Annotated in this window: 18 protein-coding genes; 14 read left to right on the top strand and 4 right to left on the bottom strand. The window is 47.5% G+C overall.

The genetic code is table 11. From position 1 onward, the window contains the following. The first annotated feature begins 4 nt into the window (after positions 1-4). From ACI955_RS04840 to ACI955_RS04895, 12 genes are all read left to right on the top strand, one after another. The gene (locus tag ACI955_RS04840; protein ID WP_415242602.1) at positions 5-328 is read left to right on the top strand and encodes a YbaB/EbfC family nucleoid-associated protein; all 324 of its coding nucleotides are present in this window, start codon (positions 5-7) and stop codon (positions 326-328) included. Positions 329-330: 2 nt separating this feature from the next. Continuing rightward, positions 331-930, top strand: a complete 600-nt coding sequence (gene recR / locus ACI955_RS04845; RefSeq protein ID WP_415242603.1) for a recombination mediator RecR — start codon at positions 331-333, stop codon at positions 928-930. Beyond that, complete coding sequence (rnd, locus tag ACI955_RS04850; protein WP_415242604.1) at positions 923-2,041, top strand: ribonuclease D; 1,119 nt, start codon at positions 923-925, stop codon at positions 2,039-2,041. The genes recR and rnd overlap by 8 nt, the downstream gene beginning before the upstream one ends. After that, positions 2,038-2,316: a YcgL domain-containing protein gene (locus ACI955_RS04855; protein WP_415242605.1), complete on the top strand. Its 279-nt coding sequence runs from the start codon at positions 2,038-2,040 to the stop codon at positions 2,314-2,316. Before rnd ends, ACI955_RS04855 begins: the two co-directional genes overlap by 4 nt. Before the next feature lie 8 nt (positions 2,317-2,324). Continuing rightward, positions 2,325-2,777: a YcgN family cysteine cluster protein gene (locus tag ACI955_RS04860; RefSeq protein ID WP_415242606.1), complete on the top strand. Its 453-nt coding sequence runs from the start codon at positions 2,325-2,327 to the stop codon at positions 2,775-2,777. An 8-nt stretch (positions 2,778-2,785) separates the two neighbouring features. Continuing rightward, positions 2,786-3,187 (top strand): hypothetical protein, encoded by a 402-nt coding sequence (locus tag ACI955_RS04865; RefSeq protein ID WP_415242607.1) that lies wholly within the window; start codon positions 2,786-2,788, stop codon positions 3,185-3,187. A gap of 157 nt (positions 3,188-3,344) precedes the next feature. Further along, on the top strand, positions 3,345-3,488 hold the full coding sequence (locus ACI955_RS04870; RefSeq protein WP_415242608.1) for a hypothetical protein: 144 nt from the start codon (positions 3,345-3,347) through the stop codon (positions 3,486-3,488). Continuing rightward, positions 3,472-3,729, top strand: coding sequence for an FHA domain-containing protein (locus ACI955_RS04875; protein ID WP_415242609.1), 258 nt, complete (start codon positions 3,472-3,474; stop codon positions 3,727-3,729). The genes ACI955_RS04870 and ACI955_RS04875 overlap by 17 nt, the downstream gene beginning before the upstream one ends. 109 nt (positions 3,730-3,838) lie before the next feature. Beyond that, a complete protein-coding gene (locus ACI955_RS04880) occupies positions 3,839-5,500 on the top strand; it encodes a caspase family protein (protein ID WP_415242610.1) in 1,662 nt (553 codons plus the stop codon). Positions 5,501-5,575: 75 nt separating this feature from the next. Beyond that, entirely contained in the window at positions 5,576-6,754 is a 1,179-nt protein-coding gene (locus tag ACI955_RS04885) for an autotransporter outer membrane beta-barrel domain-containing protein (protein WP_415242611.1), read from the top strand. Between the two features lie 58 nt (positions 6,755-6,812). Further along, a complete protein-coding gene (locus ACI955_RS04890; RefSeq protein ID WP_415242612.1) occupies positions 6,813-7,658 on the top strand; it encodes an alpha/beta hydrolase family protein in 846 nt (281 codons plus the stop codon). Continuing rightward, positions 7,655-9,274 carry a serine/threonine-protein kinase gene (locus ACI955_RS04895; protein WP_415242613.1) on the top strand — a complete coding sequence of 540 codons (1,620 nt, stop codon included), beginning with the start codon at positions 7,655-7,657 and terminating at the stop codon, positions 9,272-9,274. The genes ACI955_RS04890 and ACI955_RS04895 overlap by 4 nt, the downstream gene beginning before the upstream one ends. A gap of 50 nt (positions 9,275-9,324) precedes the next feature. Here the strand turns inward: ACI955_RS04895 and ACI955_RS04900 are convergent, their stop codons facing one another. Genes ACI955_RS04900 through ACI955_RS04910 form a run of 3 tightly spaced genes read right to left on the bottom strand, consistent with a single transcriptional unit; the run spans position 9,325 to position 10,300 of the window. After that, positions 9,325-9,699 (bottom strand): pyridoxal-phosphate dependent enzyme, encoded by a 375-nt coding sequence (locus tag ACI955_RS04900; protein WP_415242685.1) that lies wholly within the window; start codon positions 9,697-9,699, stop codon positions 9,325-9,327. Next, on the bottom strand, positions 9,687-9,929 hold the full coding sequence (locus tag ACI955_RS04905; protein ID WP_415242614.1) for a pyridoxal-phosphate dependent enzyme: 243 nt from the start codon (positions 9,927-9,929) through the stop codon (positions 9,687-9,689). The genes ACI955_RS04900 and ACI955_RS04905 overlap by 13 nt, the downstream gene beginning before the upstream one ends. Next, a complete protein-coding gene (locus ACI955_RS04910) occupies positions 9,926-10,300 on the bottom strand; it encodes a pyridoxal-phosphate dependent enzyme (RefSeq protein ID WP_415242615.1) in 375 nt (124 codons plus the stop codon). Before ACI955_RS04910 ends, ACI955_RS04905 begins: the two co-directional genes overlap by 4 nt. 211 nt (positions 10,301-10,511) lie before the next feature. Here ACI955_RS04910 and ACI955_RS04915 point away from each other — a divergent pair, with 211 nt between their 5' ends. After that, the gene (locus ACI955_RS04915) at positions 10,512-11,360 is read left to right on the top strand and encodes an AAA family ATPase (RefSeq protein ID WP_415242616.1); all 849 of its coding nucleotides are present in this window, start codon (positions 10,512-10,514) and stop codon (positions 11,358-11,360) included. A 1-nt stretch (position 11,361) separates the two neighbouring features. Further along, positions 11,362-12,537 (top strand): vWA domain-containing protein, encoded by a 1,176-nt coding sequence (locus tag ACI955_RS04920; protein WP_415242617.1) that lies wholly within the window; start codon positions 11,362-11,364, stop codon positions 12,535-12,537. A gap of 47 nt (positions 12,538-12,584) precedes the next feature. On the opposite strand, the gene ACI955_RS04925 is transcribed toward ACI955_RS04920, so the two are convergent. Continuing rightward, on the bottom strand, positions 12,585-13,355 hold the full coding sequence (locus ACI955_RS04925; protein ID WP_415242618.1) for a TrmH family RNA methyltransferase: 771 nt from the start codon (positions 13,353-13,355) through the stop codon (positions 12,585-12,587). Positions 13,356-13,357: the final 2 nt, after the last annotated feature.

Consider the following 13,357-nt stretch of genomic DNA (forward strand, 5'->3'; position numbering starts at 1 on the left):
AGATATGAAACCAGACTTGAATGAATTAATGAAAAAAGCCGCCGAGATGCAGGAAAAAATGCAGAAGGCCCAGGCTGAACTTGCCAATGTTGAGGTGCAGGGTGAATCTGGTGCAGGCTTGGTAATAGTCACGATGACGGGGCGTCATGACGTCCGCCGGGTGGTGATTGATCCTAGCGTGATGTCTGAAGACAAGGAAATGCTAGAAGACCTGTTAGCTGCAGCAGTGAATGATGCGGTCCGCAAAGTTGAAAAAAACAACCAAGATCGGATGGGTGGAATGATGTCTGGGCTAGGTATGCCCGATGGCTTCAAGATGCCATTCTAATTATGAGTTATAGCCCACTAATAGATGACTTAATCGACGCGTTGCGCTGTTTGCCCGGTGTAGGTGCTAAGTCAGCACAGCGTATGACCTTCCAGTTATTGGAACGTAACCGTCCAGGCGCTGCTCGTTTGGCTGCCGCTTTGAGTAAAGCCGCAGAATATGTTGGTCACTGCAATAGCTGCCGGACCTTAACTGAAAATGCGCAGTGTCATATCTGCGCTGATCAGCGCCGAGATCAGCAAACAATTTGTGTCGTAGAGTCACCGGCAGATGTAGTTGCGTTTGAGCACAGTGGAGACTACAAGGGTCTGTACTTTGTGTTGATGGGGCATTTGTCTCCCATTGATGGCATTGGTCCTGCAGAAATTGGCATCGACCGTCTGCTAGAACGAAGTGCGGAATTAGCGATTAGTGAGCTGATATTGGCAACCAATCCTACCGTCGAAGGTGAAGCAACCGCCTACTATATCACTGAGCAAATGCGCAGCCGGGGAATTGCCGTGAGTCGTATTGCCCATGGTGTACCCCTGGGTGGCGAATTAGAATACGTGGACAGCGGTACGCTGGCACATGCACTTAAAGGACGTCGTCCCATTGACTGATTCTGTTGAATCTCGAGTTTATATTGACACCGACGCAGCGCTACTCGCTGCTTGTGAACGCTGGGCCCTAGCGCCATTTTTGGCAATTGATACTGAGTTTATTCGTACCGACACCTTTTACCCGATAGCCGGCTTACTGCAGGTTGGGGCAAATAGCGAGCTCTATCTAATCGATCCGTTACCAATAAGCGATTGGTCGGCCTTCACCGCCTTGCTAAGGCGTAGTGATTTACCCAAGGTTATTCATTCCTGTAGCGAGGATCTGGAAGTATTTCAGGTTTTATTTCAATGCATTCCGCAGCCCTTGCTCGACACCCAAATTGGCGCTGCATTGGCGGGTATGGGGGCGGGGTTGAGCTACCAAAAGCTCGTTATGGATTGCTTGGGAATACACGTTGAAAAAGGCGAAACCCGGTCCGATTGGCTGAGACGTCCTTTGAGCGAAAGCCAGTGCGTCTATGCAGCATTGGATGTGCTCTATTTGCAGCGAATTTACCCGATATTGTGTCAGCGGTTAGAGAAAAAAGGCGCTCTCGCTTGGTGGCATGAGGATTGTGAAGTTATTACTAAGCAGGCGGAGAAGCCCTTGATCGTTACTGAGTACTATCAGCGAATAAAGTCGCTATGGAAGCTCAGTGGCCGTCAGCAGTACGTGTTACAAATACTGTGTGCATGGCGAGAAACTGAGGCGCGCGCTCGCAATATTCCCCGAGGTCGGGTGTTAAAAGACGCTGCTTGCTTTGAAATTGCGCGACATGCCCCGTCTGATAATACCCAGTTGGGTCGAATTAAAGAAATCTCCCCAGGCAGTGTGCGACGCTACGGTGACGCGATTGTGGACTTGGTTTCTGAAGGGCAGGCAGGGGGCGACGGTATATTGCCGCCGCCGGCGCCTAAGCCACTGACGTCGAGCCAAACTCAGCACTATAAGCAAATGAAAGCGGTAGCCGAGCAAGTGGCGAATGAACTTGATGTTGCAACGGAAGTGTTTGTTAAAAAGCGTGATATTGAAGAGATTATTCGCACTGGCTTATTACCCTCTACATTATCAACGTGGCGCAAGCCATTGATTGGAAATAAGTTAATTTCTCTAAATGAGATGAAGACATGAAGCGTATCTGCGCGGTATACCGAAGCTCTCGCAGTGAGGGTATGTACTTATACGTGGATCATACCGAGGATTTGACGCGGGTTCCCGACGATTTACTGGTGCGCTTTGGCACGCCGGCGCGATCTATGACCTTGGTATTACATGCTGAGAGAAAGCTCGCGCGCGCAGATGTCACAAAGGTAATGCAAGAAATAGCCGAAAATGGGTTTTATCTTCAATTGCCACCGCAGCCAGAACGATTGGATCCCCGCGTTGTTCCAGAAACGGACGACTGAATTGAAATATGGCTGATATCGTTCGACGCCCATTTTGGGAGCGCAAGACCTTGGCGGAGATGTCAGTCGAGGAGTGGGAGTCAGTGTGTGATGGTTGTGGTAAATGCTGCCTTCACAAGCTAGAGGACCACGATAACGGCGAAGTCTATTACACCGATGTAGCCTGTCGGTTGCTAGATACCAACTTATGTCGTTGCAGTGACTACAGTGCGCGCAAAAGTTTAGTGCCGGATTGCGTTTCCCTAAGACATAGCGACCCCGCTGAGATGTATTGGCTACCTAATAGTTGCGCCTATCGAGTATTGGCCGAGGGCCGCAGCTTAGAAGACTGGCACCCTTTAATTTCTGGTGACGTGAATAGCGTTCATGAGGCGGGTATATCTATAAAAGATCGCTGTATTAGTGAAAATAATATTAAAAATGCTGATTATGAAGATCGCATTATTTATTGGGTGGAGTAGGAATAGACATGATTGACCTTAATGATTACCGGCTTGCCTGGCAGGTATATCTCAGTGTTGGCCTAGTAGCCGGCCTGATTTGGTGCTTATTGTTACGACGTTTTCCCGTGCGGGTATTGCGGTATTGGTTAATGACCGCGGGCGTGGTGTTTTTGTTTCTACCGACTCGCCACCCAGATATGCCTGAGCTGTGGGTACCGTCAGCAGGCGCGGCGGTATTAACGGTCTTAACTGACGGAGTTGAGGCCGCAGTGCCCCTATTAGTGATTATCGGTGCATCTCAAATATTGGCGTTGGTAGTGGGAATTTTGCTTGCCTATGCTTTCGCTGGTGACGGCAGGTCTAAAAAGGCGACATCCAAAGGCGGCGCGGTTAGCGCGCGCACCGAGCCGGATATCGGTTTGGATTAGCGCTTAAGCGAGGATGTTGGTGATTACTTTTATATTGCCATAGATTAGCTATACTTGGTTTGTGAATCTTTACCTATTATAAAAAAGACTATGCTAGTTCGTGCTGCATTGTATCGAACTGAGACGGCCACGTTCTAACCACGTCTTAGGTATGTCGATGGGTCTGGAATTGGTGAGCGTAGACGATGATGATTCGTACCTTATCACGGCGTTGTCGGTAGTGATTGGCCGCGACGGCGGTAACGACATAACGATTGCTAAAGATCTATTGTCGAGGCACCGCTATGCTAAGTTTAATTGACGATGAATGGCTGTTGGAGGATCTAGAGTCCACTAACGGCACGTCCGTCAATAATCGCCAGATAACGCGGCCGACTAAGGTTAAAATTAGCGACGTTATTAAATTTGGTGAAACTGCCTACTACCTGACAAGTACTGCTGATGACGGACGCACGATTGTTGCCCCGCGCCTGCCGAAAAAAGAGTCTTCAGTGGGCGGTTCTGTAATGATCGACGATGAACCCGACGGCGACTTGACTTAGTGTTTCGTAAACTATCGCAAGCATAATAATTTTTAAAAAAGATAGACCGTGGCCCGGTGGATTTTATGTGGCGATGGGCGCAGTATTTATGAAATAAGCGGAGTCAGGCATGAAAATTCAAACGGTTAGTCATCGGCGATGGTGGATTGGTTTTCCCGCAGCAGTCGCCTTGATCGCGCTGTCAGCTTGTTCCAACACACTAAGCAGCAAGGCTAATACAACTCCTGCTAGCTCAGAGGAAGTGATTGCCGGCTTGCAGATTGTGGATTGTTTGCTACCAGGCCAGCTTCGAAAGCTTGGCAATATGGCGTATATGTCGCCGCGTCGTCCAATAAAAACAACGGCTACGGATTGCAGAATTCGCGGTGGTGAGTACGTTGCCTATGATCGCGCAGATTACAAGACAGCATTGAAGGTGTGGCTGCCCTCTGCAGAACAGGGCGATGCCAAGGCACAACTTTCAGTCGGTGAAATTTTTGAGAAAGGCCTAGGTACTGACCCCAATTACGAAGTTGCCATTTTTTGGTATCAAAAAGCCGCTGAGCAGGGCAATAAAAGCGCCTTATTTAATTTGGGCACCCTTTACGAACAGGGGCTTGGTGTTCAAAAAGATCGGCTGCAAGCTATAAATTACTACCGACAAGCCTGGGGTATGCCAGAGGACAGTTTGATTTATCAGGAAACCGCGCAGCGCGAGCAACAGGGTTTGCGTGCAGATCTAGCCGCGCAACTGAAAGCAAAAGACCAGCAAATGGCCTTGCTCGATAAACAAATGGTGTCACTTAAAAAGCAATTGAGCACAGCCAAAGTCGCCAGCTCTAGCGTGTCTGAATCCAGCCCAGCTGCAGAGCTTGCTACATTGCAACAGCTGTTGAAATCAGTCAACGATGATCGCGCAAGTGTTGAGCGTCGGCTTTCGACTATTCCTAGGTTGCGTACCCCTGCAGTGCATCGGCCCTCATCGGCACCCGCGCCGGTGAGGGCCGATGGCATTAAAGTCGGTGATATGGATTTTGGTCGTTATTACGCATTGGTAATCGGTAATCGTGACTATGCAATGCTTGATGACTTGGAAACTCCGCTTAATGATGCGAAAGAAATTGGTCAGATTCTCGAGCAGCAGTATGGTTTTCAGGTGCAATTACTGTTGAATTCCGACCGCTTGACGGTGATGCAGGCGATTAACGAGTTGCACAGTGTCTTGACCGAAAACGATAATTTGCTCATTTATTATGCTGGCCACGGCAGTATGGTGAATGTCGGTGATCGCGATACTGGGTACTGGTTACCCGTTAATGCAGATGCGCCGCCAAATGACGCTTATTGGGTTTCTAATGAATTTGTGAGTAACCATCTAGGGCGTCTTCAGGCAAAGCGGATATTGGTCATCGCGGACTCGTGTTACGGCGGTTTATTGTCGTCGGCGCCTGATCAGTTGTTTCTTGGCAAGGGCAGAGAGTCAGATAACCCGGAATACGTAAAATATAAGTTGCCCAGAAAGTCGCGCTTACTTATGTCGTCCGGTGGTGATAAGCCTGTTATTGATGATGGCGGCGACGGACATTCGGTGTTTGCCAGAGAGCTTATCAAGGCATTGCGTTCCAATACTGGCTTGATATCAGCCCCTGACTTATATGCTCAAATAAAAGAGCCCGTTATACATCAGGCTGCCCTGAATAATTTTATTCAGGAACCGGTTTATAAAATAATCAAGGGTGCTGGGCACGAGGTAGGCGACTTCTTCTTTGTTTCCAAATCGAAAGACAATTAGTAATGTGCTCACTCAGTATTGTACCGAGTGCGTGTTTTTCTCTACTTTAATTAATACTTAGTGAGAACTTTTCTTGTGAACAGAAAAATTATAAATAGAATAGCGTGGAGCGCATTAACTCTTAGTTTTTTAGTGCTGCTACCATCCACCGCATTTTCTGCCGAAGAATGTAATAGCAGTGTCAGGCCTGCAGAGGGTGTCGACAATACCGACGGGGAAATCCCATTTTCAGAGCCCTGTGGTGCGACGGTCAGCGAGTCTTCTGGGACGCAGGCGCAAGAATTTGCAATGACACTGCTGACAAAAATAAACGACTTACGTGCTAGAGGTGAGAAGGGCAAAAAAGGCAAGAAGGCGGCCCTAGGCGGCGCTGCAGGTGCGGACAGTGCAGATAACGCCATGCTCGATGGTAGTCAATTTTCCTTGTTCGGTCTCACTGATTATTCCAGTCGTGATCGGCATGCAACATCGCGCAGCGGTGGTTATGAGCAAGAACTTAATTCCGTCACCCTGGGCATTGACTATCGACTAGATGACAGTACTTTTTTTGGTGCGTCGATTAGTGGCACCTATGGTGATAGTGAGTTAGATACCGGCGACGGTGGCAGTGACGTGTCATCAACCACCCTTGGTATCCATGGTGCTAAGTATTGGGGTAGTACCTTCGTGGCGGGCTTAATCGCCTACGGTACTCTAGATATAGATGTTAATCGGAGTACGCCCTTTGATAGTTTTCGTGCGTCAACCGATGGTGGCTATTGGTACGGCGATCTGTCTATTGGTTTTGAAGAAAATTATGGCGGCTGGCGAGTTACTCCTCAGGCACGTGTCTTATTACTGAGCGGCGATATTGACGGTTATCAGGAACAGTCTGCTTCAGGGGTCGGGGTTATACGCAGTGTAAATAGCCAGGGTGTTGATTCGGCAATACTAACGTTATCGCTCCAGGCAGACCATCCGGTACTAATGAATTGGGGCGTTTTGCTACCTTCGGTGCGCGTCGAATTAATTTCTGATGGTAGTGACGGTTATAAAAGCAACGGTCAAAATCTGAATGATTCCGATAAAAGTGCAATTAGCAGTTTTGCTGATCAAGCCGATGATCCAGACTCTAGTAATGTAGCGGTATCCGTGGGAACCTCCGCGCAATTTAGTCAGGGTCTCGCTGCGTATGTTGTTTATGATCGCCTCTTTTATCATGACTATTTAACTAAATATACTGCGACAATCGGAGTTCGTTATGAACTTCCTTAAGCTGCTAACATTAGAGTAAAAGCTTGTTTTCCCTACATATAGAATCTGGCCCGAATACATGAAATTAAGTGTCTGGTATCCGGGCTTTTTAATTTTTGTCCCCCTTGTTTTCCTTGTGTCTTGCAGCAGCCCAGCGCAGCGCATTGATGACATCGCCGCTCGTAATAGTTTGGAGCGGCGAGTGATTATAGGCGATACTTTTCGGCATATTGTGTATTTAAAGATAGCCAAACCATATAGCCCTCGATTGCACATCTATATCGAAGGCGATGGATCACCCTGGCTATTTGGTCGATATATAGCGACGGACCCAACAGCAAGGCGACCATTGGCATTAGAGCTTGCGAAGCTCGATACTGAGAATGTTCTCTATCTTGGCCGACCCTGTTATATGGGCTTGTTTGAGGATGCTATTTGCGCAGAAAAATACTGGACCTCGGCTCGATATTCCCCAGAAGTTGTGGCCAGCATGTCTCGTGCTGCATCGAACTTAGTAGAAGAACTTGAGGTCAGTAAGGTCACCTTGATCGGCTACAGTGGGGGAGGAACCTTGGCAATGTTAATGGCAGCGGATTCTAGTTTGACAGTGGCGCCATATTTAGATTCTGTAGTTACTTTGGCTGGTAACCTCGACGTGACTGCTTGGATTCAACAACATAATTACTTACCGCTGACTGAGTCTCTAGATCCTTCACTTGCTGATTATCCCGATGCGATTGATTTTATGCATTATATTGGCGCGGATGATGAGAATGTCTCTACCGAGCAGGCTCTTAGCTTTGTCGCAAAGCATGGTGGCCGATATAAAATATTGGATTCTATAGATCATAGTTGTTGTTGGTTACAACACTGGCCTGAGTTGTTAGAAAGGGATGTGAACGTCATGGGGAGTAAAGTGGAATGACAGACAGAGATAAAACAAAGCTTGCGGGTGGTAAAAAGTCACTTCTTGAAGATAATTCTAAAATTGATGAGTCTTTGTTTAATGTCGATGACAGTCTCGCCTGCGGTGACGATTCAATAGTCGCTGATGATGTTGCTGAACTGTCGATCCCCGTCGATGAGGGTCTTTTTAATATTGAATTGGAAGATGTGGAGTCGGAGTCCGCCGTTCAAATTGATGATGCGACGATGGCTAGCGTTAGGTCCGGGATGGTAGCTCTGACATCGGTATCTGAGGATGAGACCGTCGTTACTACTTCGAATAATTATGATGCCACCAAGGTTTACAATCCCAAAGATACTATCACAGGGCCTGCTTATGCAGGTGATACAAGCTTCAAGGTCGGTGATCTTCTTAAAGATCGCTTCAGATTAGAAAAGATGTTGGGTGAAGGGGGCATGGGTGCAGTTTTTTTGGCGGTAGATCAACGCAAAATAGAAGCGCGTCACCATGACCCCTATGTGGCAATAAAGCTGATCAGTGGCGAGTTTTCACAAGACCCACGAGCCTATATTGCCTTGCAGCGTGAAACCGATAAGTCTCAAAAACTCGCTCATCCGAATGTTATTACCGTCTATGATTTTGACCGCGATGGCGACGTGTTCTTTATGACGATGGAAGCTTTAAAAGGGCAGACATTAGACGTATTTATTAAAGATGAAACCCGTAGTCATGAACAAACGACGGCCTATATTAATGCCCTGAGTCAGGGTTTGGCATATGCCCATCAGCGCAATATTGTGCACTCAGACGTTAAGCCCCAGAATATTTTTGTAACGGAAGAGGGGGTTTTAAAAGTTTTGGATTTTGGTATCGCAAGAGCCTTGGCTTCGGTCGAAGGGGCGGTGCAGGATGAAATTGACGAGGTGGTTGGTTTAACGCCAGCGTATGCCAGTTGCGATATGTTTGCTGGAGCAGACCCTGACCCTGCGGACGATGTGTATGCCATTGGGGTGATTGCCTATCAGCTTTTCACGGGGAACCATCCTTTTAATCGCAAAAAAGCGACGGTTGCGCGCGACACCGGAATGCAAGTAAAACGTATTAAAGGTATTCCGCGTTATCAGTGGAAGGCGATTGCAAAAGCTTTGAGTTTTGAGCGCACTATGCGCTGGCAAACTGCGGATCAGTTTTATCGGCAGTTTAGCGGCACTGGCCGCAGGGCGAGGCATCTTAGCCTGGCCTTATTAGCTGTGGTGTTAGCGTTTGGCGGATACTTGAGCTTTTACACGCCCGAAGTTGGACCAGACATCCCCTTTGAACAGCTGTCTCCTGAGGTTCAGCAGAAGGTGATAGCTAATTTGAGCGAGGCTAATCAGGCTTTGAAATTCTCAGATATCAATGGTGCACTGTTTTACTTAGATCGCGCGTATGGCCTGCACCCAAGAAATCAGGATGTGATGGAAAAGCTTAATGCCCTAGTAAAAAGAATTATGGATGAAATGGCGGTGGCTGATACTGAAAGTGGCCGGGTAATCGGGCTTAAACAGCTCGATGACTTAATGAAATATGACTCTTTAACACAAAATCCGCAGCTCCTAGCCTTCAAAAAGTCCTTGGAAGCAAAGATGGAATAGGGTACTTAAGGAGTGCGGCAGATAGGGGGAGTGCTTACCTACCGCGGGGCTTAAGGTTCAATTTCAGTGAATGCGCCATCAAATAGCGCGGAGCTTAAGTATCGCTCTGCAGAATCGGGCAATATTGCGACTATCATTTTTCCCGCATTTTCGGGTAATGATGTAATACGCTCAGCGGCCGCCATTGCTGCGCCGCTGGAAATTCCCGCAAAGATACCTTCCACTTTCATCAATCTGTGTGTCCATTGCATCGCTTCTTTATCACCAACGGCCTCCGCTATATCAACCATATTCAAGTCGAGATTTTCTGGAAGAAACCCCGCGCCTATACCCTGAGTTTTATGGGGTGTATGGCTTGGTTCACTGCCATTGAGCGCACTGCGTGTTAGGGTGGAGGAGGCAGATTCGACGGCTACGGTGATGATGGCTTTGCCACAGTTGTTTTAATGTATCGAGAGATACCAGACAGGGTGCCGCCGGTGCCTACTCCGCTGATGAGAGTATAGATACCGCCGTCGGTATCCTGCCATATTTCCGGGCCGGTGGTGCGCTTATGCACAACGGGGTTGGCGGGATTGCTAAACTGCTGAGGTATGAAATAGCGGTCTGGATTGCTGGCGGCGAGTGCTTCGGCACTGGCAATGCCGCCTTTCATTCCTTTTTGCCATCACTAAGAATGATTTTTGCGCCGAGCGCCAAAAGTACCTTGCGGCGCTCGATACTCATACTGCTTGGCTTGGCTTGGCTTGGCTTGGTAAGTGTGATGGGATAGCCGCGCGCTGCCGCGACAAAGGCGAGTGCAATACCGGTGTTGCCACTGGTCGGTTCAACAATTTCCATCCCAGGTTTTAAGAGGCCATCCTGCTCAGCCTGCCAAATCATATTTGCGCCACGGCGGCATTTCACGCTGTTTGCGGGGTTGCGACTCTGCATTTTCACGAAGATATTGTGTTTGCTTATGCGGTTTATTTTAACCAGTGGATTATTGCCAGTGGTCAGGCTTAGATCATTAAAGGTGGCGGACATTATGGTCTTCGTCGGGCTTGAAAAGGCTTCATTAATCCCATTTAAGGTAGGTAGGAAGGTTGAAATCGTCAAATCTATGTTTTCAAGTCAAATATAACTGGCCTGATTTGTAATTGCCTTATAATGCTAGCTTGGGTAGTCTTCCGCGCAGTCTTTTTAAACTTCGCGGTGTGTTCTGTAAACAGTGCGATATTTTTACCAGGAAAAACCAATGAAATTTACCGGCACCGATTCTTATGTTTCTACTGATGACCTGAGCATGGCAGTTAACGCTGCGGTGGTTTTGCAACGCCCCTTGTTGATTAAGGGTGAGCCAGGCACCGGCAAGACCCTGCTAGCAGAGGAGGTTGCAGCCTCTTTGGGTAAGACTTTGATCCAGTGGCACATCAAATCCACGACTAAGGCGCAACAGGGCCTCTATGAATATGACGCGGTTTCACGTCTGCGTGATTCACAGCTAGGCAATGAAAAAGTTAACGATATTGGTAATTACATCAAGCGTGGCAAGCTTTGGGAGGCTTTTGCGGCTGATGAGCAAGTTGTACTATTGATTGATGAAATAGATAAAGCTGATATTGAATTCCCCAACGACTTGTTGGTAGAGCTTGATCGTATGGAATTTTTTGTCTATGAAACGGGTGAAACGATAAAAGCAAAAAAACGTCCTATTATTATTATCACCAGTAATAATGAAAAAGAGCTGCCAGATGCATTTTTGCGTCGTTGCTTCTTCCATTTTATTACCTTCCCAAACCGCGATACCATGCAAAAAATTATCGCGGTGCATTATCCTGAGATTTCTAAAAATCTGGTTGCCGAGGCGATGGAAATGTTTTTTGAAATCCGTCAAATTCCGGGTCTTAAGAAAAAACCATCTACTTCCGAGCTCATCGATTGGCTGAAATTGCTCATGGCCGATGAAATTCCTGATGAGATTTTAAAGAACCGCGATGCGAGCAAGGCTATTCCGCCGCTATACGGCGCGCTGTTAAAAAATGAGCAAGATGTCCATTTACTAGAGCGTTTAGCCTTCATGCATCGCCGTGAGAGTCGCGGCTAATATGTTAGTACAATTTTTTCTCGGACTAAAAAACGCTGGTATACCAGTGACGATTCGTGAGCTGCTCGATTTGATTGCAGGGCTTGAGTCGCGGTTGGCCTTTATAAATGTAGATGAGTTTTATCAGCTTGCACGCGTGTGTATGGTTAAGGACGAAAAATACTACGATCGTTTTGATAAGGCTTTTGCGGCTTATTTTTCAGAGTTAAGTTCGCTAGATGATGTTATCGAAGCGATGATTCCAGACGATTGGCTACGCCGCGAGTTTCTAAAGCAGCTAAGCGACGAAGAAAAGGCAAAAATTGAATCCCTTGGTGGTTTAGATAAGCTCATTGAGGAATTCAAAAAACGTCTTGATGAGCAGAAAGAGCGACATGCCGGAGGTAATAAATGGATCGGTACCGGCGGTACCTCGCCCTATGGGCATAGTGGTTATAACCCGGAAGGTATTAGAATCGGCGGTGAAAGTACCAATAAGAAAGCCGTAAAAGTATGGGAACGTCGCGATTTTAAAAACCTTGATGAGAATGTGGAACTCGGGACCCGGAATATAAAGGTCGCACTTCGGCGCTTACGAAAGTTTGCGCGCACCGGCGCGGCAGAAGAACTTGATATTAATGACACCATTTCTTCAACCGCAAGAAACGGCGGGATGTTAGATTTAAAAATGGTGCCGGAGCGTCACAATGCAGTGAAAGTGCTGCTGTTCTTTGATGTGGGTGGCTCAATGGACCCACATATTAAGGTGTGCGAGGAGTTGTTTTCTGCCGCACGAACGGAATTTAAGCACATGGAATATTATTATTTCCACAATTATCTTTATGAGTCAGTGTGGGATAACAATGTTCGTCGTCACTCAGAGCGTATTCAACTACTTGATGTTCTGCATAAATACAGCTCTGACTATAAAGTGATTTTTGTGGGAGATGCGTCAATGTCCCCATACGAGATTGTTCAGCCTGGTGGCAGTGTTGAGCACTGGAATGAAGAGTCGGGTGAGCTATGGATGCGCAGATTGCGTGAAACCTATCAAAAAGTGGCATGGCTGAATCCTGTGCCGCCACAGGATTGGAGCTGGACACAGTCAATAAAGTTAGTCGAAGAGCAGATGGAGGGACATATGTACCCCATGACGCTCGGTGGTCTTGAAAAGGCGATGGCTTATCTAGCCAAGTAATATACCTTGTGGCCGCCTGATACCCCGTCAGGTGGCTTCTCTGCTGCTTAAACGCCCAGAAAGGCAATTAATGCGGCGGTGACCGCTACGTTTAGTGACTCCACGCCGTTATGCATCGGAATTTTTAACATCAGGTCACATTTCTCCTCGATTTCTTTACTTACGCCGTCGGTCTCATTACCTAATATAAAAATTTGACTGCTGCTATATTGTTGAGCGTCAAAAACGGAGTGCGAGGCGTGAGACGACAGGCCGCAGAGCTGCGCGCCTTGGGTTTGCATACGAGCTAACTCTTGCCCTAAGTCCTCGCAGTAAAATAATGGCGCCCTAAATAGAGTGCCGGCACTGGCCTTGATGACTAAGGCGCTCAGTGGGGCGCCACCGCGGCGAGGTAAAATCAATCCGTCTATGCCGCTGGCGGCGACCGATCGAATGATCATGCCCATGTTTTGGGGGTTGGTGATACGGTCCAATGCGATATAGCGCTGCTTGCTATTAGTTAGCAAGTCTTTGCTAATAGCTGAGCTCGGTTGGTAAGCTGTGAGCTGTAAGTCTGCCGCAACCCCCTGGTCTTGCTTACCATTCTTAGAGATTCGCGACAGCGCCTTACGGTCGTGCATTTCGATATTGATATTGCGCTGTTGGGCAATTTTTTTAATATCACGAACAATTCCATCTTCTTTATTGCTGTCGGCAAGGTGCAGTTTATAAATCTGCATAGCCGGATCTTGCAATGCCTCCAATACTGGTTTGCGGCCATAAATAGTCAGAAGTTGATCGAAGAAGGCTTTACGTTTTTGGTAGTCGGGGTTACTCATTA

This window comes from Zhongshania sp., assembly GCF_047636175.1.
Classification (GTDB): Bacteria; Pseudomonadota; Gammaproteobacteria; order Pseudomonadales; family Spongiibacteraceae; genus Spongiibacter.